The 22,127-nt window shown below is 69.1% G+C and carries 20 protein-coding genes; 12 read left to right on the top strand and 8 right to left on the bottom strand.

Annotated features, from left to right (window positions below; genetic code table 11):
* Positions 1-15: 15 nt before the first annotated feature.
* A complete protein-coding gene (locus MTAB308_RS26935) occupies positions 16-1,197 on the bottom strand; it encodes a TolB-like translocation protein (RefSeq protein ID WP_245831506.1) in 1,182 nt (393 codons plus the stop codon).
* A gap of 185 nt (positions 1,198-1,382) precedes the next feature.
* Between MTAB308_RS26935 and MTAB308_RS26940 the strand changes: the two genes are divergently transcribed.
* Together MTAB308_RS26940 and MTAB308_RS26945 are read left to right on the top strand one after the other, a co-directional pair.
* Complete coding sequence (locus tag MTAB308_RS26940) at positions 1,383-2,747, top strand: serine/threonine-protein kinase (RefSeq protein ID WP_342744176.1); 1,365 nt, start codon at positions 1,383-1,385, stop codon at positions 2,745-2,747.
* A 15-nt stretch (positions 2,748-2,762) separates the two neighbouring features.
* Complete coding sequence (locus MTAB308_RS26945) at positions 2,763-3,896, top strand: BTAD domain-containing putative transcriptional regulator (protein WP_077103750.1); 1,134 nt, start codon at positions 2,763-2,765, stop codon at positions 3,894-3,896.
* Between the two features lie 18 nt (positions 3,897-3,914).
* Here the strand turns inward: MTAB308_RS26945 and MTAB308_RS26950 are convergent, their stop codons facing one another.
* Both MTAB308_RS26950 and MTAB308_RS26955 read right to left on the bottom strand, forming a co-directional pair.
* Positions 3,915-4,832, bottom strand: a complete 918-nt coding sequence (locus MTAB308_RS26950) for a DMT family transporter (RefSeq protein ID WP_077103752.1) — start codon at positions 4,830-4,832, stop codon at positions 3,915-3,917.
* A 135-nt stretch (positions 4,833-4,967) separates the two neighbouring features.
* Positions 4,968-5,837, bottom strand: coding sequence for an oxidoreductase (locus MTAB308_RS26955; RefSeq protein ID WP_077103755.1), 870 nt, complete (start codon positions 5,835-5,837; stop codon positions 4,968-4,970).
* Positions 5,838-6,024: 187 nt separating this feature from the next.
* Here MTAB308_RS26955 and MTAB308_RS26960 point away from each other — a divergent pair, with 187 nt between their 5' ends.
* Positions 6,025-7,020 carry a diacylglycerol/lipid kinase family protein gene (locus MTAB308_RS26960; protein ID WP_077103757.1) on the top strand — a complete coding sequence of 332 codons (996 nt, stop codon included), beginning with the start codon at positions 6,025-6,027 and terminating at the stop codon, positions 7,018-7,020.
* A gap of 10 nt (positions 7,021-7,030) precedes the next feature.
* Here the strand turns inward: MTAB308_RS26960 and MTAB308_RS26965 are convergent, their stop codons facing one another.
* The gene (locus MTAB308_RS26965) at positions 7,031-7,324 is read right to left on the bottom strand and encodes a hypothetical protein (RefSeq protein ID WP_077103759.1); all 294 of its coding nucleotides are present in this window, start codon (positions 7,322-7,324) and stop codon (positions 7,031-7,033) included.
* 591 nt (positions 7,325-7,915) lie between these two features.
* On the opposite strand from MTAB308_RS26965, the gene MTAB308_RS26970 reads away from it, so the two are divergent.
* The 4 genes from MTAB308_RS26970 to MTAB308_RS26985 are packed head-to-tail and all read left to right on the top strand — an operon-like array spanning position 7,916 to position 14,099.
* Positions 7,916-11,164 carry a thioester reductase domain-containing protein gene (locus MTAB308_RS26970; protein ID WP_077103761.1) on the top strand — a complete coding sequence of 1,083 codons (3,249 nt, stop codon included), beginning with the start codon at positions 7,916-7,918 and terminating at the stop codon, positions 11,162-11,164.
* A 26-nt stretch (positions 11,165-11,190) separates the two neighbouring features.
* The gene (locus tag MTAB308_RS26975; RefSeq protein ID WP_077103763.1) at positions 11,191-12,099 is read left to right on the top strand and encodes a metal-dependent hydrolase; all 909 of its coding nucleotides are present in this window, start codon (positions 11,191-11,193) and stop codon (positions 12,097-12,099) included.
* A 9-nt stretch (positions 12,100-12,108) separates the two neighbouring features.
* On the top strand, positions 12,109-13,026 hold the full coding sequence (locus tag MTAB308_RS26980) for an alpha/beta fold hydrolase (RefSeq protein ID WP_077103765.1): 918 nt from the start codon (positions 12,109-12,111) through the stop codon (positions 13,024-13,026).
* Entirely contained in the window at positions 13,023-14,099 is a 1,077-nt protein-coding gene (locus MTAB308_RS26985) for a PDR/VanB family oxidoreductase (protein ID WP_077103767.1), read from the top strand. Before MTAB308_RS26980 ends, MTAB308_RS26985 begins: the two co-directional genes overlap by 4 nt.
* 9 nt (positions 14,100-14,108) lie before the next feature.
* Here the strand turns inward: MTAB308_RS26985 and MTAB308_RS30400 are convergent, their stop codons facing one another.
* Positions 14,109-15,671, bottom strand: a complete 1,563-nt coding sequence (locus MTAB308_RS30400) for a PE family protein (RefSeq protein ID WP_077103769.1) — start codon at positions 15,669-15,671, stop codon at positions 14,109-14,111.
* Positions 15,672-15,904: 233 nt separating this feature from the next.
* Here MTAB308_RS30400 and MTAB308_RS26995 point away from each other — a divergent pair, with 233 nt between their 5' ends.
* Positions 15,905-16,120, top strand: coding sequence for a DUF3072 domain-containing protein (locus tag MTAB308_RS26995; RefSeq protein WP_077103771.1), 216 nt, complete (start codon positions 15,905-15,907; stop codon positions 16,118-16,120).
* Here MTAB308_RS26995 and MTAB308_RS27000 read toward each other — a convergent pair.
* The gene (locus tag MTAB308_RS27000; RefSeq protein WP_077103773.1) at positions 16,117-17,124 is read right to left on the bottom strand and encodes a YihY/virulence factor BrkB family protein; all 1,008 of its coding nucleotides are present in this window, start codon (positions 17,122-17,124) and stop codon (positions 16,117-16,119) included. The two genes, MTAB308_RS26995 and MTAB308_RS27000, sit on opposite strands and share 4 nt — an antisense overlap.
* Positions 17,125-17,265: 141 nt before the next feature.
* Here MTAB308_RS27000 and MTAB308_RS27005 point away from each other — a divergent pair, with 141 nt between their 5' ends.
* Positions 17,266-17,958 (top strand): type 1 glutamine amidotransferase domain-containing protein, encoded by a 693-nt coding sequence (locus MTAB308_RS27005; protein WP_077103775.1) that lies wholly within the window; start codon positions 17,266-17,268, stop codon positions 17,956-17,958.
* 73 nt (positions 17,959-18,031) lie between these two features.
* On the opposite strand, the gene MTAB308_RS27010 is transcribed toward MTAB308_RS27005, so the two are convergent.
* Complete coding sequence (locus MTAB308_RS27010) at positions 18,032-18,217, bottom strand: hypothetical protein (protein ID WP_077103778.1); 186 nt, start codon at positions 18,215-18,217, stop codon at positions 18,032-18,034.
* Between the two features lie 498 nt (positions 18,218-18,715).
* On the opposite strand from MTAB308_RS27010, the gene MTAB308_RS27020 reads away from it, so the two are divergent.
* The 3 genes from MTAB308_RS27020 to MTAB308_RS27030 are packed head-to-tail and all read left to right on the top strand — an operon-like array spanning position 18,716 to position 21,216.
* Positions 18,716-19,648, top strand: a complete 933-nt coding sequence (locus tag MTAB308_RS27020; RefSeq protein WP_077103779.1) for an SAM-dependent methyltransferase — start codon at positions 18,716-18,718, stop codon at positions 19,646-19,648.
* A complete protein-coding gene (locus tag MTAB308_RS27025; protein ID WP_077103781.1) occupies positions 19,645-20,280 on the top strand; it encodes a class I SAM-dependent methyltransferase in 636 nt (211 codons plus the stop codon). Before MTAB308_RS27020 ends, MTAB308_RS27025 begins: the two co-directional genes overlap by 4 nt.
* Before the next feature lie 15 nt (positions 20,281-20,295).
* Complete coding sequence (locus tag MTAB308_RS27030) at positions 20,296-21,216, top strand: TIGR03619 family F420-dependent LLM class oxidoreductase (RefSeq protein WP_077103783.1); 921 nt, start codon at positions 20,296-20,298, stop codon at positions 21,214-21,216.
* 66 nt (positions 21,217-21,282) lie between these two features.
* Here MTAB308_RS27030 and MTAB308_RS27035 read toward each other — a convergent pair whose 3' ends face one another.
* A complete protein-coding gene (locus tag MTAB308_RS27035) occupies positions 21,283-21,942 on the bottom strand; it encodes a chitin-binding protein (protein WP_077103786.1) in 660 nt (219 codons plus the stop codon).
* Between the last annotated feature and the right edge of the window lie 185 nt (positions 21,943-22,127).

Below are 22,127 nucleotides of genomic sequence, written 5' to 3' on the forward strand. Positions count from 1 at the left end.
CCGGACGATCGGGTTTCACTGCCGCTCGACCGGGTAGGGCACCGCGCTGATGACGCCGCCGCCGTTGACCGGCGGCCCGAGCAGCACGGTTGACGTGCCGGCCGCGGGGTTGTAGTCGATGAGTGACTCGCCGCTGCCGCAGCCCGCCCTCGTCTTGAGTTCGAGGTCGCCCCCGTGGGCGCCGACCACGACGACGCTGTCCCTCGTCACGTCGGGGACCGAGACGCGTGATGTGGTGCCGTCGGCGTTGAGCTTGGCGAGGAAGACGACGCCGCACGCGCCGGCGGCCTGCAGGAAGGTGCCGGTCGGCAGGTGCCACGCGTTCAGGTCGCCGTAGTCGGGGCCGTGCTGCCCGTTGTTCGGCGCCGTGAGGGCGGTCGGTGTGCCGCCGTCGATTGGCACCAGCCACAGCTGGGACCCCGCGGGGCTCTCGCAGCGGGCCAGCGCGGTCGCCGAGCCCGCGTCCCACCAGCGCAGCGGTGTGCAGTCCTTTTGCCCCGCGATCGGCACCGCCCCGCCGGCGGCCCCGTCGTTGCCCATCAGGGCCAGGCCGGTGGCCGTGCCCAGGACCAGCCGCGTGCCGTCCGGCGTGGACAGGTACCCGTCGAAGTCCTGCCCGACCGGGTACGTCAGCTGATGGTTGCCGTCAAGGTCGACGCGTTCGAGCGAAGCGGGTTGCGAGCCCTTCCACTTGTACAGCAGCAGCGCCTTGCCGTCGGGGCGCGTGTAGTGGGGGGTGACGTCGGTGCGGTCGACGGTGAACGGTGTCTTCGTCCCACTGCGCAGGTCGACCTCCGTCATCACCGTCCGGCCCTTCTCCTCGGTGGCGAAAAGTGCGCGGGTCCCGTCGCCCGACCAGTCGACCAGCCTCGGGCTGGGACCGTCGCCCGGCGGCGGGAAGGTGGTGATCGCGTAGCGGCCGCCCGCCGGGTCGACCAGGTACAGCGTCATGGCGGCCGTCTGCCACGTCGGTGAGCCGGGGGGCGGCGACTCGCCGGTGTGTAATCCCGGAGCCGGGCTCCACATGCCGAGCATCCAGCCGGGTCCAACCTGCGACCAGGGGACGCTCCCCAGGGGGGCCTCGACCCCGTGGGCCGCTACCGGCTGAGGACCGTCGGGCTCGGCGTATGCCGTGGGCGCAAGGCTGATCGTCGCCATTGCCATCAGCGCGAGCATCGCGCGGGACGTGGTGGTCATATCGGGCTCCTGAGAACGTGTCCGGGTCTGCCGCCCGGTCACGCAAAGCTTCTGGCGGACGCCTTGCGCGTTTCTTGCGCGAATCTTGCGCGGCGTCGCCGGGCCCTCCGCGGCGGCTTTCCGGCAAACAGGTGCGTTGCCGGCCACCAGGGGAGATACTGCGTCGGTAACCGAGGAATGAGGCGGTGGCGGTGGACTCGCGCGTCGGCACGACGTTCGGCAAATACGACATCACGCGCCAGCTCGGCAAGGGCGGCGGCGGGGTGGTGTACGAGGCCTACGACACCGGCAAGGGGCGAACCGTCGCGCTCAAGGTGCTGGCCGAGGAGTTGTCCACCAACACCACGTTCCGCACCAGGTTCCAGCGGGAGTCCCAGGCGGCGGCGATGCTGCAGGAGCCGCACGTCATCCCCATCCACGACTGGGGCGAGATTGACGGCAGCCTCTATATCGACATGCGCCTGGTTCAAGGCCGGACGCTGCTCGACCTCATCGAGGAGGGACCTCTGCCTCCCGCACGGGCGGTGGCCATCATCAGCCAGGTCGCCGCCGCCCTGGACGCGGCACACGCCGAAGGGTTGATCCATCGCGACGTCAAGCCGCAGAACATCCTCGTGACCCCTGCCGATTTCGTGTATCTCGTCGACTTCGGAATCGCCCAAACCAAGGCCGATCCCCGGCTGACGACCGTGGGCACGCAGATCGGCACATTGAATTACATGGCGCCGGAACGTTTTAACGCCAGGGCGACGACACCGGCCGTCGACGTCTACTCCTTGGCGTGCGTGCTGTACGAGTCGCTGACCGGCGAGGCGCCATTCGCCGGCGACAGCCTTGAGCATCTGGTGGCGGCGCACCTCGCCCTGCCGCCCCCGCGACCGAGCGCGGCGAATTCCCGGATTCCGGCGGCGCTCGACAAAGTCGTGGCCCGCGGCATGGCCAAGGACCCCGAGGACCGGTATGCAACGGCGGGTGGCCTCGCGCGCGCCGCGCAGCGGGCACTGGGCGGCGGCGCGGACGATGTGACCGACGCGATGAGGTCGACGGGTGACCCGGACGGCACCCGGCCGTTGACGGCTGGCGCGCTCGCCACGGCGCAGCCCCGCGACAGCGCTTCGGGCCGGCGGCCGCGGCGGTGGGTGCTGCCGACGGTGATCGCGGTGGCGGCGACCCTGGTGCTGGCGGGCATCGCTGGAGCTGCCCCCGCTGATCACCGGACCCGACCTGAGCAGCCTGCACCAGTCCTGCGATCAGGGCTTCTCGTTGCCGACCGCCACGGGCTTCGGCGCCCACGCCGGACGCGGGACTCCGGAAACCTCATGCCTTTTCGCCGACAGCGTGCTGACCTCGTACTGGGCGGCATACGGCGACGCGAGCCCGCTGCCGCGGGCGGTCTCGGCACCGGGTGCCGTGGACTGCGCGACGGTCCCCGGCGCGCTGTGCAACGGCTCCAACTTCCTGCTCCACTGCCAGCAGCATCCCGGGGACAGCTGGATCACCTGCGTCGGGGGCAGCAACGCGCGCGTATACCTCTGGTGAGTCCGAGCTGAAGGGATTGTTGTCCGATGGCCCACGGCGCTATCCGGTTTGGGGTGTTGGGACCGTTGCAGATGAGCGCCAACGGCGCGGACCTGCCGCTGGGGCCGGCAAAGCAGCGCGCCGTGCTGGCCACCCTGCTGATCAATCGGAATCGCACCGTCCCCATTGACACGCTGATCGATGCCGCGTGGCAGCGCTGCCCACCGCCCGAGGCCCGGGCGAGCCTGCACGCGCACGTATCCCGGCTTCGCCGCCTGGTGGGCAGCGTCGGCGCGGATGCCGCGGCCGTTCTGGTCAGCGCTTCGCCGGGCTATCGGCTCAACGTGCCCGACGAGGCTTGCGATTTCGGCCGCTTCGCCATCGAACGAAGAGCCGGAATCCAGGCCGCCACCGCCGGGCGGTTCGAAGAGGCCAGTGGCCGCCTGTCGTCGGCGTTGGCCGAGTGGCGCGGCCCGGTGCTCGAGGATTTGCGCGACTTCGGATTCGTGGACGCCTTCGCCGCCGCGCTGATCGAGGACAAGCTGGTGACACTGACGGCACGCGCCGAGGCCGAGATAGCTTGCGGACGAACGCATTCCGTGATCGGCGAACTCGAAGCCCTTGTCGCGGAGCATCCCTACCGAGAACCGTTGTGGGCACAGTTGATAACGGCCTATTACCTCGCGGAGCGTCAATACGATGCGCTGGACGCCTACGCCCGTCTGAAGACGGCGCTCGCCGACGATCTGGGCATCGACCCAGGGCCCACATTGCGGGGTCTTCATCAGCGCATCCTGAGCCAGGAACCGTTGGACGTCGAAAGCGCCGCCCGCGCAACGGCGAAGCGCGCCGCCGCGACCCTTCGCCGACCGGCCGACGGCTCGCGTGACTCCGCCGTCGCGCACCTGCGCGATGCCGCCGGCGGCCGCCATCCGCTGGGCGGGGCAGCCACCAGGATCGGCCGCCTCTCCGACAACGACATCGTCATCGACGATGACACCGTCAGCCGCTACCACGCGGTGATCGTCGATACCGGCAACAGCTTTGTCATAACCGATCTTCAGTCGGCCAACGGAATCGATGTGGCGGGGCGGCGGATTCGCATCAGCGCGACGCTGGCCGATGGCGACCGCATCTGCATCTGCGGTCACGAGTTCACCTTCGAGATCCGCGAAGGCTGACGAGGCCGCCCCGACCGATCAGGCTTGCGACGCCGCCTTGGGCTGGTCGGCGATTTTCAGATCGCGCCCGGCGCCGGCGGCCATGGTGGCGGCCTCGCCGCGGGCCAGGCCCACCGTCGCGACGATCACCGCCGCGGCCGCGACCGCCAGCACCAACCACTGTGTGCCGTCGGCATTCAAGGTCTCGCCGAGCACCGCGACTCCGAGTACCCCCGCCACGACCGGCTTCGCGACGATGATCGTCGGCAGCGAGGCGGTCAGCGCACCGGCGCGATAGGCCGACTGGTGGAAGATCATCCCACCCACGCCGGCGGCCACCCAGGCGTACAGGTCGGGCGTGTGCCACAACTGGCCGGGTGTGTGCTCGATGAGGTCGACAACGCCCTTCATCAGCACCGAGAACACCGCCAGCAACGAACCGGCCACCGCCGCCAGCAACAGCGCCGCCGCCGGACGGTCCGCCCAGATCCGTGCGCCGAGCAAAGCCAGCAACAGCGGTGGGCCCATCACCACGGCCACCACCAGCCACGCTGCCAGCGTCCCGCGCTCATGACCGCCCGCGGGCTGCCCGACCGCGATGACGACCGCGAGTGCCACGGCCAGCAGCAGCGCCCACAGCCACTCGGCGCGGGTCACCGAATGGCGCGTCACACGCGCGTAGATCGGTAACGCGAACAGCAGCGCGGTCACCTGCAGCGACATGACCAACAACACCGAGCCCTTGTCGAGGGCCGCGGCCAGCAGGCAGTAGCTGGAGATGTCCCCCAGACCACCCAGCCACCAGCGGGTGTCGCGCAACAACATGCCGAACAGGGTCAGGTGGCCGACCGGTTTGTCGGTGACCTCCTGTGCGGACCGCTGCCGGATCACGTTGCCGACCGCGGACGCCAGCGCGGCCAACAAAGCGAGCAGGACCGCCACATCCGTCGTCGACATGGGATGACCTCCTCGCTCACACGCCTGTTTGCGGCGTTGCGTTGCGCTGTTAGCTGAGCGGGCTCAGCGACTGGCTATCCATCCAATCTAACCGCGCCTCGCGGACCCGGCCCGTCGAGCCGATCAGCGGCGGCCTCAGAGCGGGAATTTCGTCCCGGTGAGCTGCTCGGACAGTTCCCACAACGCGGCGGCGGTGGCCGCGCGCTTGGCCGGCCAATTCCGCCAGGTCGGTTGGGTGCGGCCGTACAGGCCGAACCGGGGACCGATGAACGTGTCGCCGGGCAACTCCTGCGATGCCGCGTACAACGTCTGGCGGGCACCGAAGTCCGCATCGGTGGAAACCAGCCGGTCGACGGCCAACACCGCCGCGTCGCCGAACTTCCGGCCCGAGTTGCCTTGCAGGTTGGTATGCGACCACCCCGGATGGGCGGCCAGTGCGCGCAACGGAGACCCGGCGGCGTGCAAGCGCGCCTGCAACTCGCTGGTGAACAACAGGTTGGCCAGCTTCGACTGGCCGTACGCCAGCCAGGCCGAATACCGGCGGGACTGCCAGTTGAGGTCCTTGAGGCTGATGAATCCGATGTGATGCAGCAGCGAGGACACAGTGACGACGCGGTCGGTCAGCTTGGGCAACAACAGGTTGGTCAGCGCGAAGTGCCCGAGGTGATTGGTGCCGATCTGACCCTCGAAGCCGTCGGCGGTCACCGCGTATTTGGTCGCCATGATGCCGGCGTTGTTGACGAGGACGTCGACCTGCTCGGTGTCGTCGGCGAAGCGGCGCACGGAGGTCAGGTCCTGCAGGTCGAGCCGGCGCACCTCGACGTCGCCGGGCATGCGCGCCGCCGCCGCCTCGCCCTTGCCGGTGTCGCGCACCGCGAGCACGACGTGGGCGCCGACGCGGGCCAACTCGCGGGCGGTCACCTCGCCCAGACCGCCGTTGGCGCCGGTGACAATCGCGGTGCGTCCGGCGAACGAGGGCAGGTCTGCGGCGGTCCAACCAGGCATGGCAGCCACCCTAGCGCCGAAAACGGGACGGCTCCCGACGGGCGCAAAACCGCTGCACAACAGCCCAATACGACGCCGCGGCGGTGCCGCACGATCTCGCCCACCCAGGCGTCGCGGGTATCGTGCGGGGGATGACCAGCGGAATCCCGCGCACCCGTCGCTGGCCGAGGCCGACGGGAGGCTCGGCATGTATCTAGGGATCATCGTCAACCCGCAGGCGCGCAGGAATCGCGCCGCGCCGGACCGTGCCGCCGACTTGCGCCGGATCGTCGGCCCGTGGGGCGAGGTGCACGAGACCGCGTCCGTCGAGGATCTCCGCAGGACCATCAAGGAGCTCAACCCACGGACCACCCACCTCGTCGGGGATGGCGGCGACGGCGCGCTGCATTGGCTGATCAACGAAATCGAGCAGTGCATCGCCGATCCCGACCGCTGGCCGACCTTCGTGCCGAGCAACGGGGGAAGCGTCAACGCCGTCGCGCGCAAGGCGAGGGTGCGCGGTCGCGCCGACGGGATCATCCGCGCCTTGGCAACCGCCGCGGAGGCCGACCGGCCCCCGCCCGAGGTCCGCCTGGACACCCTCGAACTCGACGGCGAGACCGAGGACGGCGCGGCATTTCATCGCCTGTGCTTCGGGCTGGCCGCCGGTGGTGTCGGAAACCGGTTCTACGAACGGTATTACGACTCGCCCGATCACGGCCGCCTGGCCGTCGCCCGGGTGATCGCCCGCTCGTTCGGCGACTACCTGACCTCAAAGGTCGCCCCCAGCCGGGTGAAGACGCCGAACTACGCGTCGGTCCTGTTCACCCCGACGCGCGCCCGCGTCGTGATCGACGGCGAGGAGGTGCCGACCCGGACACACCGGCTGCTGCACGCCGGCGCCATCGACCTGCGCATCGGGGGCCCGTTCCGGCTCTTCCCGAAGGCCGCCCAACCCGGTGCCCTGCATTTCCAGGCCGGGGAGGTCAGGCCGTCGAAGATCGTCGCGCAGCTTCCCGCCGCGCTCACCAACGGAACGATGCGCGGCGAGGGGATACGCGACGTCAACGGCCGCGAGATGATCATCGAGGCCGACGGGGAACCGCTGTCGCCGATCATCGACGGCGAGCGCTTCGTCGGCGTCACCCGGCTGGTGGCCCGCGCCGGGCCGCGCATCCGCGTCGCCCAGGTGGCCGGGCGGTAATTCGCAGCGTTCAACGCCGCGCCTGGATGGTGCGCGTGATCTGGGCGGAAAGCCGGGGGTCGTTCAGCAACTGGTCGACCAGCGTGGAGAGAACCTCCTGGCCGGTGACACGGGCGACACCGAGGCGGTCGGCGGCCTCCCGCTGCCAGATGTCCAGGGCCCGATGCTGGGCGGGTGCGAGGTCGACCGTGCGACGGGTTTTGGGGTTGCGCGTTCGCCCGAGGGCGAAGGGCTCCGTCGGTGCTGCGGCCGCCGCGGGAGGCAGTGCGGCACCGGGTCGGTCGGCGGGGTTGGAAGTGCTCATCGGGAACGGCCCTACCCCTGGGCGACTTTAGGTCCGGCGATCAGTAAGTCATCTCAGTATATGCGGAGATGATGAGTCCCCCCTCGCCCGGCGTCCGGGACCGACGGCCGGCGCCTTCGTCCATCGGTTTGGCGGTTCGTCGTCGCTGCGGCGCCAACAATTGCTGTCACAAGCCGGGCTTGCCGGCGGCGCCGGACTAAGGCTTTCTGCAATGGACGTATTGCGGCCGTTGCAATCCCATACGCGGTCCGGGAATTGCGCCGTCGAAAGGGAATCATTGAATACTTATCACCGCAAGTCCGTACCTCAGTATCTACGTCATAGCGATCTAAGCTGGTGATATGCCGCGACAGTGGGTGCTGAGATACTGATCGCAGTATTTGCATACGCCATTTCACGTCGGCTTCGAAAATGGCGCGACTATGACCTGCATCACGTGCACGATGGGTTGAGCCTGTGAAATCAATGTGCAGCACTAAAATTGGCTTTTCTCGAGTTAGTTTCGCGTTTACCGTGGAATTACGAATTGCGACGTTGCACTTCTAGTTCTGATTTCGGCCCAACCGACCCCCACCTGGAAGGGACTCCTCGATGCAGACGCTGATCGACTACCTGCGGATGTGGCAAGCGCGCCGACCACACCAAACCCTGTTCCGGTTCGTCGACGCCGAGGGTCGCGAGATCGACCGCTACACCTACGACAGTTTCGACGAGCGGACGCGCGAGCTGGCGGCCTACCTATCCACCGAGGCCGGGTTGAAGCCGGGTGATCGGGCGCTGCTCGTGTACCCGCCGGGCCTGGAGATGGTGGCCGCGTTCTACGCCTGCGCGCGCATCGGCGTGATCGCCGTACCGGTCAGCCCGCCGCTGCCCATGTCGTTCGAAGCCGGGCTGGCCAAGCTCAGCTTCATCGCGCGCGACTCCCAGGCCAAGGCCGTGCTGTCGACCAAGGAACTCGAGCACACCTTCCGCGAGCTGCTGGGCCACCGGCAGGGCGCGCTGCCCTGGCCGGACGTCGAGCGGCTCCCGGAGCTGCCCTGGGTGGCGACGGACGTCACCCGAGAATTCGGCGGCGAACCCGTGGCCGATACGCCCGGCCGGGTGCTCTTCCTGCAGTACACGTCGGGGTCCACCAGCGATCCCAAGGGCGTGGTGGTGACCCACGCCAACGTCATCGCCAACGCCTCGGCCTTCACGGACAGCGAGGTGGCGGTCAGCTGGCTGCCGCAGCACCACGACATGGGCCTGATCTCCGCCTACCTGTACATCGTGGTTCTCGGCGGGACCACCCACGGGATGTCCCCGGAGGACTTCCTCAAGCGGCCCTCGTCGTGGCTGCGGCTGATCAGCGAGGCGCGCGCCACCCAGACGCCGGCGCCGAACTTCGCCCTCGAGTACTGCCTGCGCGAGGACAAGCTGCCCGCCTCGGAGCTCACCGGCGTCGATTTGAGCAGCCTCAAGTCCATGGTCATCGGCGCCGAACCGCTGCGGGCCAAGACGTTCGCCCGCTTCCGGGAACGCTTCGCGCCCTACGGGCTGCGCCCCGACGCGGTGACCGGTGCCTACGGCCTGGCCGAGAACACACTGGCCGTGACCCTGCAGGGCCGCCAGACCGTGGTCGTCAACAAGCGGGCCCTGCAGCAGAACGTCGTGCGGGTGGAAAAGGCGGTGGCCCAGAACCACAACCAGACCCCGCTGGTCAGCAGCGGCAAGCCCGCCGCCGGGACCGTCGTCCGCATCGTCGACCCCGAATCCCGGCGCGCGCTGGTCGAGGGCCGGGTCGGCGAGATCTGGCTGGCGGGACCGTCCAAGGGTGGCGGCTACTGGCACCGCCCGGACGTCACCGCGGAGACGTTCGAAGCCCGCATCCACGGCGACGACGAGCACACCTATCTGCGGACGGGTGACCTTGGCTTCCTCTACGAGGGCGAACTGTTCGTCTGCGGCCGGACCAAGGACCTGATCATCGTCCGCGGCGTCAACTGCTACCCCTCGGACATCGAGGCGGTTGTGGAGCGGTCGGCCGCGCAGGTCCGGCACGGCTGCGTCGCCGCCTTCTCGGTCGAGCGCGAGGACGAGGAGGCGTTGGTCGTCGTCGCCGAGGTGCGCGACGAGCATGACCTGCCCGACGCCAAGGCTCTGGCGCGCGCGATCCGACGGCACGGGCATATCGATCCGCACACCATCGTGTTCCTGCCGCCGCGCAGCATCCCCAAGACGACCTCGGGGAAGATCAGGCGCTCGCAGACCCGCCAGCTGTGGCTGGAGGGCAAGCTGCCCGTGCTGGCGACCTGGGTCCCGAAAACCCACACGGGGCCGGACGCCAGCACGGGCCCCCTCGGCCGTTTCCGCCACCTCATCGAGAGTTACGACCTCACCGGGTACGAAGACTGCTCCTTCGCCGACCTCGGGATTGACTCGCTGGCCCTGGCCGAGCTTCGCGCGGACCTGCAGGCCCTGCTGGAAGAGCACGGGGCCGGGGAGCTGGTCGAGGAGGTCAACGCGCGGCTGCTCCAGCGCCTGACGGTCGCCGAGTTCTTCCGGCTCATGCGGCAGTTCGGCGATCGGTCCGGGCAGCCGCTGGACGCCCTGCGGCGGGCACTGGATCAGATCTCGGCCGAGTACGAGGCGCAGGAGGCCGAGCAGATGCGCGCCGACGCGCGGCTGCCCCTGCCGGCCCTGGCGCCGGCGCGGCCGGGCCCGGTGCGCGAAATCCTGCTCACCGGCGCGACCGGCTTCCTCGGGCCGTTCCTGGTGAACAGCCTGCTCGGGCGGACGTCGCACACCATCCACGCGCTGATCCGCGCCACGGACCCGGGGCACGGACTGGACCGCATCGTCGCGTCGCTGCGCCGGGCTCAGCTGTGGTCCCCGGCTCTGGAAGCCGAGGTCCGCGCGCGGGTGCGCGTGGTTTGCGGTGATCTCGCCGAGCCCCACCTGGGCGTCGGCGAGGCGGAGTTCGGGCGGCTGGCCGACAGCATCGACGCCATCGTGCACAACGGTGCGCTGGTCAACTACGTCCGGACCTACGACGCCCTGCGCCCCGCCAACGTGCTGGGCACGCTGGAGCTGTTGCGCCTGGCCATGACCGACCATCGGAAGACGTTCCATTTGGTCTCCAGCACCTTCATTTATGGGTGGAGCACCGAGCCGGTGGTCGGGGAGTGGGACGCCAACGCGAAGATGAGCGGCCTGGACTTCGGCTACTCGCAGACCAAGTGGGTGGCCGAGCAGTTGGTCCTGGCGGCCGAGCAGCAGGGCCTCGACGTGCGCATCTACCGGCCGTCGCTGATCTCGCCCACTCGGGCGGGCTTCGGCAGCCAGGACGACATCCTGGTGCGGCTCACGGCGTTCATGATCGAACACGGGTTGGCCGTCGACGCGCTCAACCAGATCAGCCTGCTGCCCGCGGACCTGATCGCGGACCACATCGTGGCGCTGATGGGCTTGCCGACGGATGCCACCAGTGGCGGGCACGTCTATAACATGACCGCGGACGACTATTACAACCTGACGGACATCACCCGGGTCCTGTCCGAACGCCACGGCTACCGCTTCGACTACCACAACATCCCGTCGTTCGTGGAGCAGCTGAACCGCCGGTGCACGCCGCGCGATCAGCTCTATCCGCTGGTCGATTTCCTCGTCCGGTCGGCGGACAAGATCGCCGCGATGCGGGACAAGCGCTACGACAACACCCAGTACCGCCACGCGCGGGCGATGGCCAAGGTCCACCTGCGGGAGCCGGCCCTCACCGACACGGTCGATAACCTGGTGCGGTTCTTGCGGCGCGAGCAGTTGATCACCGAGTCTGAGGCGGAGGCGCAACGCAGTGCCTGACAACCCGAGTGCGAAGGGGGTGCACGATGTTCACGGTCGACGAGCAGGCCACGGGTCCGCACGACGCGTCGCTCGATCACGAGCGGATCGTCCTGCAGGCGCGTGACGTCGAATTCGACTGGGCGAAGCTGCCGTTCTATTACGTGCCCAACGAGCCCTTCACCACCCATTTCTGCAACGTGCTGCACCTGCTGCTGCCGGCGGGCGAGGAATTCATCGTCGACGCGTTCAAGAACACCTTGCCCCTGATCAAGGACGATCAGCTGCGGCTCGACGTGCAGGGCTTCATCAGCCAGGAGGCCATGCATTCCCAGGCGCACGCCGGCGTGCTCGCGCACTTCGAGGCCAAGGGCATCGACGTGACGCCGTTCACCGACCAGATGGCGTGGCTGTTCAACAAGCTCATCGGCGACCGGCCCGGGTGGAGTCCGCGACGGCGGGCGAGTTGGTTGCTGGAGCGCGTGTCGATGGTTGCTGCGCTGGAGCACTACACCGCCATCCTGGGTGAATGGGTCCTCGACACGCCGCAACACGACGCGTTGGGCACCGACCCGGTGATGCTGGACCTGCTGCGCTGGCACGGCGCCGAGGAAGTCGAACACAAGGCGGTCGCGTTCGACACCATGAAGCACCTGCGCGCCGGGTACTGGCGGCAGGTGCGCACCCAGCTGCTGGTGACGCCGTCGTTGCTGTGGTTGTTCATTCGCGGTGTGCGCTTCATGTACTCGGTCGACCCGCACATGCCGCCGGGGAGCAAACCCCGCTGGCGGGACTACTTCCGCGCGGCGCGGCGGGGTTTGGTGCCCGGGCCGTTCGAATTCCTGGGAGTCATCGGCGCGTACTACACGCCGAACTTCCATCCCTCCAAGCTGGGCGGCGTGGGACGTGCGGTCGACTACTTGGCCAGGTCGCCCGCCGCGCGCGCGTCGTACTGAGGTTGCGGGATGACTCAGCGCACCACCGTGACCGCGCCGGACGGCGTTTCGCTGGCGGTCCACACCTACACCGGCATCGATCCGCGCCGCCCGACCGTCCTGGCCATCCACGGCTACCCCGATAACCACCACGTGTGGGACGGCGTCGCGCAGGAGCTGGGTGAGCGCTACAACTTCGTCGCCTACGACGTGCGCGGCGTCGGCGAATCCTCAAGGCCGGCAAGCCGATCGGGGTATCAATTTACCCACCTGGTCGACGATATCGGCGCCGTGATCGACAGCCTGGGCGTCGGCGAGGTGCATCTGCTGGGTCACGACTGGGGGTCGATCCAAGGCTGGGCGGCGGTCACCGACGAGTCGGTGATGGGCAAGGTCGCCTCGTTCACGTCGATCTCGGGGCCGCACCTGAACTACGCGGGCAGGTTCCTGCGGTCACCGCGCACGCCGCGCGCCGTGGCCGACGTGGCCAGACAGTTCCTGGCCTCCGGATACATCTGGTTTTTCCTCTGCCCGGGTGTGCCTGAGCTCGCGATCCGGTCCGGGGCCACGATGAAAGTCTTTGCGGCCGTTGAGCGCATCGGTCGGCCACGCGGCGCCGGTTCCCGGCCCGCGGCCACGACCCGGTCGATCGATGACTACCTCAACGGCCTCAACCTGTACCGTGCCAACATGCCCGGACCGATCCTGGCGCCGCCCGCGCGGCTGCCGCAGACACGGGTCCCGGTGCAGGTACTGGTGGCCCGTCAGGACTACTTCGTATCGCCCGCCCTGCAGCGATTCACCGGTTCCATCCCGCCCGACAGCAGGATCGTCCAGATCGAGGGCGGACATTGGGTGGTGACCTCGCATCCCGACGTCGTCGCCCAGCACACCAGCGACTGGGTCAACTCGGTCGTCGCATTCGACACTCCTAGGAATTCCCTGTGACACATGCCATTTGGAGCTCCAGGCCCGCCGACCTATACGGCCGCCGTAAGCGCGACCGGCTTTACACGGCGTTGTGGGGGGTGGGCACGGTGTTCGGTGCCTTCGCGTCGGCGTCGCGGTGGACGCCGACGCGGGTGGTGCCGGTGCAGCGGACCACCACCGCGGTGGTCACCCAGCGCGAACTGCTCACGCCCGACGTGGTGGCGTTGACCCTGGCCGATCCCGACGGCGGGTTGCTGCCGGCCTGGACGCCCGGCGCACACATCGACGTTCGGCTGGCCTCGGGCCGTCGCCGGCAGTATTCGCTGTGCGGGGCGCCCGGGCGGCGCACCGATTACCGGATCGCGGTGCGCCGGATCGCCGATGGCGGTGGCGGTTCGAAGGAAATGCATGACGCCTTCGACGTGGGCGACAGCCTCGTGTTCGAAGGCCCCCGCAACGCCTTCTACTTGGTCACGGACGAACAGGACGTCTTGTTTGTCATCGGCGGCATCGGGGTGACACCCATCCTGCCGATGATCCGGGTGGCCCAACAGCACGGAATCAATTGGCGCGCAATCTATGCCGGCCGGTCCCGCGACTACATGCCGCTGCTGGGCGAGGTGCTGGCGGTGGACGCCGAGCGGGTCGCCGTGTGGGCCGATGACGAGCGGGGCAGGTTCCCCACCACCGATGAGCTGCTGGCCGGGGCGGGCCCGACGACGGCCGTCTACGTGTGCGCGCCGACGGCCGTGCTCGAGGCGGTACGCACGGCTCGCGACGAACACGTCGCTGCGCCACTGCATTACGAGCGGTTCAGCCCGCCACCGGTCGTCGACGGCATCCCGTTCGAGCTGGAACTCGCGCGGTCGCAGCGGGTGCTCAGCGTGCCGGCCAACCGGTCGGCGTTGGCCGTCATGCTCGACCGCGAGCCGGCGACGGCGTACTCCTGCCAGCAAGGGTTCTGCGGGACGTGCAAGGTCAAGGTGCTGGCCGGCGAGGTCGATCGGCGCGGACGCACCGTGGAGGGCGACGACGAAATGCTCGTCTGCGTCTCGCGGGCCAAGAGTGGCCGCGTGGTGATCGACGCCTGACGGCGCGGGCTACGACCCGGCCGTCCCCGTCGTGCCGTATAGCAGACCGCGCTGGCCGCCGGGTCCGCCGTGACCCGCGCCGGCCGGGTTGCCGTTGCCACCGGCACCGCCATTGCCGATCAGCACCGAGCTGCCACCGGCGCCCCCGACACCGATGCCCGTGCCGCTCGGGCTGCCCGCGCCGCCGCCCTGACCGCCGTCTCCGGATATCAGGCCGCTCCGGCCGCCGTTGCCACCATGGCCGCCGTTTTGGTTACCCCCCGCGATTGCGTTCCCGCCGTGCCCGCCGGCACCGCCGTTGCCGAACAGCCCAATCGCGTTGCCGCCGTTGCCGCCGTCGGCGCCGGGTTCGAACGTCACCAGGGGGTTGCCGCCGTTGCCACCGGAACCGCCATTGCCCCACAGCAACCCGCCGTTGCCTCCGTCGGCGCCGGCTATCAGTGCCGAACTGCCGCCGGCGCCACCGTTGCCGATCAGGCCGACACCCCCGCCCGGGCCAGGAGCAAAGACGTAGTGCGTCGTACCGATGACAAAGTCCATACCGGGCCCACCGTTGCCCCCGTTGCCATAGAAGAATCCGCCCGTCCCGCCGCCCACCGAGGTCCCGCCGTTGCCGCCGTTGCCGACCAAATAGGCAGCGCCGGGCAGGCCCCCGATGTTCGCGCCCAGTCCACCGCTGCCCGCGTTACCGAACAGCCCGGCGTTACCGCCGTTGCCACCGGAACCGGTGGGGACCGTGTTGGTGACGCCCAGGGTGCCGCTGCCGCCACCGTCGCCGCCGTTGCCGACCAACGAGTAGGCGGTGCCACCGGTGCCGCCGTCGCCGTTGACATGGATGCCGCTGCCCCCCATACCGCCGTTGCCGCCGTTGGTGAACAGCCCGAAGGCGCTGCCGCCGTCGCCGCCGCGGCCACCGCCGCCGTTGAGGGCCACGTCCGCGCCACCGGCGCCGCCGTTGCCCCCGCCGCCGAACAGCCCGCCCATGCCGCCGTTGCCGCCGTTGCCGCCGAAGAAGCCGGCGGCGGGGTTGTTCGCGCCGGCCCCGCCGTCGCCGCCGCGACCCCACAGCAGGCCGGCCGCGCCGCCGTTGCCGCCGGCTTGGCCGGTGCCCGGGGCGCCGGACCCGCCGTTGCCGCCGTTGCCGATCAGGATGCCGCCGTCCCCGCCGTTCAACCCGCTGCCGGCGGGCGCGTTCGCGCCGTCGCCGATCAGGGGGCGGCCCAACAGCGCCTGGGTGGGCGCGTTGATCACCGCGACGATGTCTTGCTCGAGGGTCTGCAGCGGCGTGGCGTTGGCGGCCTCGGCGGCGGCATACGCTCCCGAACCGGCCGTGAGCGCGTGCACGAACTGGTCATGGAACGCCGTCGCCCGCGCGGCGAGTTCCTGGAAGGCCTGCCCGTGCCCCGCAAACAACGCCGCGACTCCCGCCGACACCTCATCGGCACCGGCGGCCAGCATTCGTGTCGTCGTGGCCGCCGCCGCGGTGTTGGCCGAGCCGATCGCCGAACCGAGGCGCGAGAGATCGGTCGCCGCCGTGGTGATCGCCTCCGGCGCCGCTACCAGATATGACATCAGTCCTCCGTGGCAAATAATTCGTAAGCGGCGAGCAAGGGCCCGCCGGGCGAAAGACCGGCAGAGCGTATCACGATTGCCGCGCGGTTTCTGGTTTCTCGCAGCGCTTTTGGCACTCAGCGGCGCTGTGCCACAGGTGTGGTCGCAGCGCTGCGCGACGCGGTTGTGGAGCGGGAGGGCGAACTTTCGCCGAAGGATGTTTCGAACACGCGTGCGATGGCTATGTCTAGGGCATGATTGACAACACGGAGCAGGCGCCGCGCGAAAATCCCGAGAAGGACAGGTCCGGCTGGGTGACCGGGGACGAGCCGATGACGGGACCCCAACGCAGCTACCTGCACACGCTGGCCCAGGAGGCCGGTCGCGGCGTTCCCGACGACATGACGAAAGCGCAAGCCTCCGCGATGATCGAGGAATTGCAACGGCAAACGGGACGTGGCGCCGACTAGCCCGCGGGCCGGCTGCGGACGGTCGGCGTCTGCGGATCGGTCGCTTTGGTGGTGAGGTCGCGGAACCTGACGGTGACACGCTGAAATCCCTTGACGCGCTCGGCTTTTGCCCGCTTGGCGTATGTCTTGCGGTCGGCCTCGGTCAGGTCCGCATCCTCGACGAACGGGGTGAGCAACGCGCGCGGGTATAGCCGCTCCACGAGAACGACGTTGATCTCGGCGCAGATCACCAGGGTCGACGACACGAGGAAAAGGAACGCCAGCAGCCCCAGCACAAGCGCGAAGACACTGTTGGTGGCGCTGGCCGTCTTCACCGTGTGCCCGACGTAGCCGGCGCCGAACCGCTGCAGAATTTGCCAAATGAGCGCCGCCGCAAGCGCTCCCGGCCAGACCTGGCGGTAGGTGAGTTGCCGGGCGGTGGTCACGCGGAATGCGACCAAGCAGATCAGGCCGTTGATGGCGATGGCCGCGAGCGTCAGGCCGAACTTCCCGGCGACGCCCAGCGAGCCGGTGGCCTGGCCGACTGCGGACAGGACGGTGGAGGCGACGGCGGCGGACCCGAGGACCAACAACAACAGCGCGCTGCGCACGCGCGACCATATCGGGTTGGGACGGTTGTTTCTCGGGACGGCCCACACCGAGTCCATCGCGTTCTGGACCGCCTGACCGACGCCCAGACCGCCATAGAGTGCCCCCGCGATGCCGACGACCACGGCGACGGTGCCACCGCTGAGCCCCTCGGGCTGGTGCAATTGGCTTCCGATGACCGGGAATTGGCTCAGCGTGCTGTGCAGCACCTGGTCCTGCAGATCGGGCCGTCCGGCCAGGATCACCCCGAGGCCCGTGGTCAGCAGGAGCAGCAGCGGGAACAGCGACACGAACCCGTAGTAGGTGATCAGGGCGGACAGATAGCCGCCTTGATCATCGAGGTACTTGTAGATGACGGCGATCACCACGCCGACGGCGCGGTTCCGTCGCTGCAGCCTGTCCAGCCAGCCGACCATCCGTGCTCACTTCATCTCGCAAAGCCGATACCAACCGATCGGCTCGTCAGGTCATACCCGGATTTATAAACGGTCAACCGCGCTGGTTTGCTTCGCTCAGCACGCGTTGCCGCCGGCTGCGCGACCGCATAGCCTCGATCGATGGCCAAAGTCCTGTTCGTGATGACCGCAACGGGTTACTGGGCGCTCAAGGACGGGACCAGGCACCCGACCGGGTATTGGGCCGAAGAGTTCGCCGCCCCGTACAGCGCGCTCAGCGGCGCCGGCCACGAGGTCGTCGTGGCCACCCCCGGCGGCGTCGTGCCGTACGTGGACGTGATGAGCCTGCGTCCCTCGATGGCGGGCAGCGAAGAGATCGCCCGGCAACTCGAGGAGACCCTGCGATCGGCCGAAGAGTTGCGCAGGCCAATCGAACTGGCCGACGCGCGCCTGGACGATTACGACGCCGTCTATTACCCCGGCGGCCACGGTCCCATGGAGGACTTGTGGCGGGACGCCGACTCGGGTCGACTCCTGACTGCCGCGCTCGCGTCGGGCAAGCCCCTGGCCATCGTGTGCCATGCGCCGGTCGCCCTGCTCGCCACCCGGCGCAAGGGTGTCTCACCCTTTGCCGGTTACCGGGTCACCGCCTACACCAACGACGAGGAGGATGCGGTCGGCCTGCGGGAGAAGGCCCCATGGACCGCCGAGGACGAATTGGTCAGGCTGGGTGTCGACTTCGTCCGCGGCGAGATTTGGAAACCGTTCACGGTCGTGGACCGCAACCTCTACACCGGCCAGAACCCCGCCTCGGCCGCACCGCTCGCCCAGGAATTGCTCAAAGTACTCAAGTGACGAACCGCCGCCGGTGCGCTGCACCTGGTTGCTGAAAATCGGGAAAACGCCGGTCAGCGAGCCCGCGCAGCGATTAAATCAGTACGTAGCGGGCATCGAGGGCATACGGCAGGAGGACCGACATGACCGAGGCGATCGCGGCAGGCGTGAGCACAACGAGACCGGGCGGGTCGAAACGCAGTCGAACACGTTGCGCGGTAGGGGCTTTCGCGCTCGCGTTGGCGGGACTGCCGGCGATCGCCATCGCCGAACCGGCCATCAGCCGCGCGGACGATCCGCCCCCTTGCGCCCCCGGCTGGGCGTGGAGCGTCGACTTGAATCAATGCGTGTTCGTGCTTCCCGCCGCAAACGGCCCCGGCGGACCCGGGGGACCGGGCGGCCCCGGTGGCCCCGGCGGGCCGGGCGGGCCCGGCGGACCGGGGGGCCCGGGCGGTCCCGGCGGCCCGGGCCGCCACTAGTCAACGGGTGAGTGTGCGTCCCGGGTTTCGCAACGGGTGAGTGTGCGTCCTGGGCTTCGCGTGTGAGTCCTGGGCTTCGCGTGTGAGTCCTGGGTCGAAAAAACGCCCAGATCTCGCCCCCGGCGCACACTCGAAGCCGTCAGCGCACACTGGTGCGCCGCGAAGCCGTCAGCGCACACAGGTGCGCCGCGAAGCCGTCAGCGCACACTGGTGCGCCGGGAAGCCGCAGCGCTGGCCCGCTCCCGCAGTCGTTATACTGGCTAAATAAAGCTTGATTTCTACACTGGGGAGCAGGGCGCATGCCACGCACAGACAACGACACCTGGGACTTGGCCACCAGCGTGGGAGTGACGGCCACGATGGTCGCGGCGGCCCGGGCGATCGCCACCAACGCCGACAACCCGCCGATCGAGGACCGGTTCGCCGAACCGCTGGTCCGCGCGGTCGGCGTGGAGTTCTTCACACGATGGGTCAGCGGCGACCTGAGCGCCGCGGACGTCGATCACGAGGATTCGACCTGGAAGCTCGAGCACATGCCCGACGCGATGGCCGCCCGTACCCGCTTCTTCGACTCGTTCTTCCACGACGCGACCGACGCCGGAATACGCCAGGCCGTGATCCTGGCGTCGGGCCTCGACGCGCGCGCCTACCGGCTGGCGTGGCCGGCGGACCTGACCCTCTTCGAAATCGACCAACCGGAGGTGATCGAGTTCAAGGCCGCGACCCTGGCCGGGCTGGGCGTCACTCCGAGGGCCGACTTGCGCACCGTCGCAATCGATTTGCGAAACGATTGGCCTAAGGCATTGCGGGAAGCCGGTTTTGACGCGAGCCGGCCCACGGCGTGGATCGCCGAGGGCCTCTTCGGCTACCTGCCGCCGGAAGCTCAGGACCGGCTGCTGGACAACGTCACCGCGCTCAGCGCCGGCGGCAGCCGACTGGCCTGCGAGGCCGTCCCGGAAACGCCGGATCGGGACCGCGAACGCGCGCGGGAGATGATGCGCGTCGCCGCCGCCAAATGGCGTGAGCACGGTCTCGACCTGGAGTTTGCCGATCTGGGCTTCGAGGGCGAGCGCAACGACGTCGAGGCCTATCTCCAAGGCCTGGGGTGGCGCACCACCGGCACCCCGATGAGTCAGCTGCTGACCGAGATCGGTCTCGCGGCCATCCCGCAGACCAACGACTCGGTGTCGGTGGCGGACACAATTTATTACACGTCCATACTGGGCGGATGACGGCAGCGCAGCGCCGCGGTCTCAACGACGCGGTGACCCGGATGTGGAGCTTCCTCGCACCGGCCTATGACCTCCCGTTTCTGCAGCAGTGGGTTTACCGCCCGCCGCACGACGAGGTGATCGCCCGGCTGCGCGCTCACGACGCGCGCAAGATCGCCGACATCGCCTGCGGCACCGGCATTCTCAGCGATCGGATCGAGCGCGAACTCCATCCAGACGAGATCTACGGCGTCGACATGTCCGACGGCATGCTCGCCCAGGCTCGCGCCAGGTCCGACCGGGTGCGGTGGTTGCGCGGCCCGGCCGAGCAGCTGCCGTTCGACGACGGGGCGCTCGACGCCGTCGTGACGACCTCGGCCTTTCACTTCTTCGACCAGCCGGCGGCGTTGCGGGAGTTCCATCGGGTGCTGGCGCCCGGCGGACTCGCCGCCGTCGCGGCCCTGAGCACCCGGCAACCGCTGCTGCAGGCGCCCGCGACGAATCGGTGGAAGCCGCAGCACAACGCGTCGCCGGCCGAGATGCGGAGCTTGTTCGAAGGCGCCGGGTTCACCGTCACCGATCAGCACCGCATCCCGCGACCGATCTGGACCCGGATCGTGTCCGACCTGATCACCGTCGGCACCAAGAGCTAGCCGCGCGGTCGCCCGGTGAAGTTCGCCTTCCCGCTGCCGCACATGCTGCGGCTCAAGGCCATCACCCAGCGGTGGGAAGCGGGCGTCACCGGCGCTGACCAAACCCGAATGGTCAAGCGCGCCGAGGCGATGGGCTACGACATGATCGCGATCCCCGAGCATTTCGTCATCCCCACCGACCACGTCGAACTGTCCGGCCCGCACTACCTCCAGTCGACCGTCGCGCAGGCCTACATCGCGGGCGCCACCGAGAAGATCCGGCTCAATTCGTGTGTCACGATCCTGCCGCTGCAGCATCCGATCGTGCTCGCCAAGGCGCTGGCGACGGCCGACTGGATGAGCGGCGGGCGCATGATGGTCACCTTCGGAGTCGGCTGGCTTGAGCGCGAATTCGACTTCCTCGGCGTGCCGTTCAGAGAACGGGGCCGCATCGCCGACGAGTACCTCGAGGCGATCATCGAACTGTGGACCAGCGAATCACCGACTTTTGCGGGCAAGTACGTCTCGTTCCAGGACATGGTGTTCGAGCCCAAACCCGTTCAGAAGCCACACCTTCCAGTGTGGATCGGGGGCGATGCCGATGCCGCACTGAAGCGCGCGGCGCGATTCGCCTCCGGCTGGTGGCCGTTTCTGACCCCGCCGGACAAGATCGCCGAGCGCGTCGAGTTCATCAAGAGCCAACCCGCGTACGACGGGCGCCCGCTCGAGGTCATGCACGGGCTGGGCACCAACCGTGTCGGCGAGGGGCATCGCGTAGTCGAGGGTCCGCACGCACGCCCCGGCATGAGCGCCCAGGAGATCGTCGATCGCCTCAATCGGCTCGCCGAAGCGGGCGTGACCTTCAGCGCGGTGCCGGTTCCCGCTGTGCGCGGGATCGACGAATATCTCGACTACGCCCACTGGGTGATCGAGGAGATCAAGCCCAAAGTCCGCTAGGCGCAACCGGTCCCGCCAACGCCCGCCCCACCGTCCGGTGAGGCGGGCGTCGCGTGCGTCGGCTTCTTACAGCGGGATCCAGACCCCGAAGAACCAGAAACCCCACTGGTTGAACCCGGGATCCCATACGGGCGTCTCGTTGTAGCCGTAGTAGTTGATCGGGCCATACCCCCACGGCGCACCGGGTGGCGGAAGCGGCCTATCCCAGGCCGGCCGCGGCGGTGCACCGTATCCCCAAGGGCCGGGCCCGTCCCCCCACGGGGCGCCGTGGAAGTAGCCGCGCTGGGGATCGCCATGCCAAGGACCGCCCGGTCCGCCGGGACCGCCGGGATGGTCGGGACCACCAGGGCCGCCGGGACCACCGGGCCCGCCGGGATGGTCGGGCGGGGGTCCGCCCGGGCCGCCGGGTCCACCGGGACCGCCCGGTCCGCCGGGGTGACCCGGCCCGTCGGGGCCACCGGGAGGCCCACCGGGATTGCCTGGGCCGCCGGGGCCACCGGGAGGCCCACCGGGATTGCCGGGGCCACCCGGCCCGCCGGGGCCACCCGGTCCGCCCGGGTCATTCGGCCCGGCCGGGTGGTGATCCCCGGGCGCCGGGGCGCCGTGGTTACCCGGGGCCGGCGGCGGTCCGGGAGCGGCGAACGCCGAACCGGCGCCCATGCCCAATGCGGCGGCGCCGAGAGCGCCGGCGATGGTTCCCCCCGCGATCAATTGCTTTATTTTCATAGTCCTTCACCTGTCTAAAAGCGAGTTCCTAGAACCCCCCAACAACCCACACGCTAGATAGGCCGTCTATGGATCAGCTGTGACGGGCCCATGCGCAACTTTTGGGTGGCGGCACGGCGCGGAACGCGGCGAAATAGGCAAGCCTGCGCTCGCTTTGGCAAGCCTATATTTGCTGGTCGGAAGCC

Origin of the sequence: Mycobacterium terramassiliense, assembly GCF_900157385.1 — a bacterium.
GTDB classification, from domain to species: Bacteria; Actinomycetota; Actinomycetes; order Mycobacteriales; family Mycobacteriaceae; genus Mycobacterium; species Mycobacterium terramassiliense.

Coding starts and splice junctions, on each gene's coding strand:
- MTAB308_RS26935 (WP_245831506.1), bottom strand. CDS start 1,197: ATGACCACCACGTCCCGCGCGATGCTCGCGCTGATGGCAATGGCGACG.
- MTAB308_RS26945 (WP_077103750.1), top strand. CDS start 2,763: ATGGCCCACGGCGCTATCCGGTTTGGGGTGTTGGGACCGTTGCAGATG.
- MTAB308_RS26950 (WP_077103752.1), bottom strand. CDS start 4,832: ATGTCGACGACGGATGTGGCGGTCCTGCTCGCTTTGTTGGCCGCGCTG.
- MTAB308_RS26955 (WP_077103755.1), bottom strand. CDS start 5,837: ATGCCTGGTTGGACCGCCGCAGACCTGCCCTCGTTCGCCGGACGCACC.
- MTAB308_RS26960 (WP_077103757.1), top strand. CDS start 6,025: ATGTATCTAGGGATCATCGTCAACCCGCAGGCGCGCAGGAATCGCGCC.
- MTAB308_RS26965 (WP_077103759.1), bottom strand. CDS start 7,324: ATGAGCACTTCCAACCCCGCCGACCGACCCGGTGCCGCACTGCCTCCC.
- MTAB308_RS26970 (WP_077103761.1), top strand. CDS start 7,916: ATGCAGACGCTGATCGACTACCTGCGGATGTGGCAAGCGCGCCGACCA.
- MTAB308_RS26975 (WP_077103763.1), top strand. CDS start 11,191: ATGTTCACGGTCGACGAGCAGGCCACGGGTCCGCACGACGCGTCGCTC.
- MTAB308_RS26980 (WP_077103765.1), top strand. CDS start 12,109: ATGACTCAGCGCACCACCGTGACCGCGCCGGACGGCGTTTCGCTGGCG.
- MTAB308_RS30400 (WP_077103769.1), bottom strand. CDS start 15,671: ATGTCATATCTGGTAGCGGCGCCGGAGGCGATCACCACGGCGGCGACC.
- MTAB308_RS26995 (WP_077103771.1), top strand. CDS start 15,905: ATGATTGACAACACGGAGCAGGCGCCGCGCGAAAATCCCGAGAAGGAC.
- MTAB308_RS27000 (WP_077103773.1), bottom strand. CDS start 17,124: ATGGTCGGCTGGCTGGACAGGCTGCAGCGACGGAACCGCGCCGTCGGC.
- MTAB308_RS27005 (WP_077103775.1), top strand. CDS start 17,266: ATGGCCAAAGTCCTGTTCGTGATGACCGCAACGGGTTACTGGGCGCTC.
- MTAB308_RS27010 (WP_077103778.1), bottom strand. CDS start 18,217: ATGGCCGGTTCGGCGATGGCGATCGCCGGCAGTCCCGCCAACGCGAGC.
- MTAB308_RS27020 (WP_077103779.1), top strand. CDS start 18,716: ATGCCACGCACAGACAACGACACCTGGGACTTGGCCACCAGCGTGGGA.
- MTAB308_RS27025 (WP_077103781.1), top strand. CDS start 19,645: ATGACGGCAGCGCAGCGCCGCGGTCTCAACGACGCGGTGACCCGGATG.
- MTAB308_RS27035 (WP_077103786.1), bottom strand. CDS start 21,942: ATGAAAATAAAGCAATTGATCGCGGGGGGAACCATCGCCGGCGCTCTC.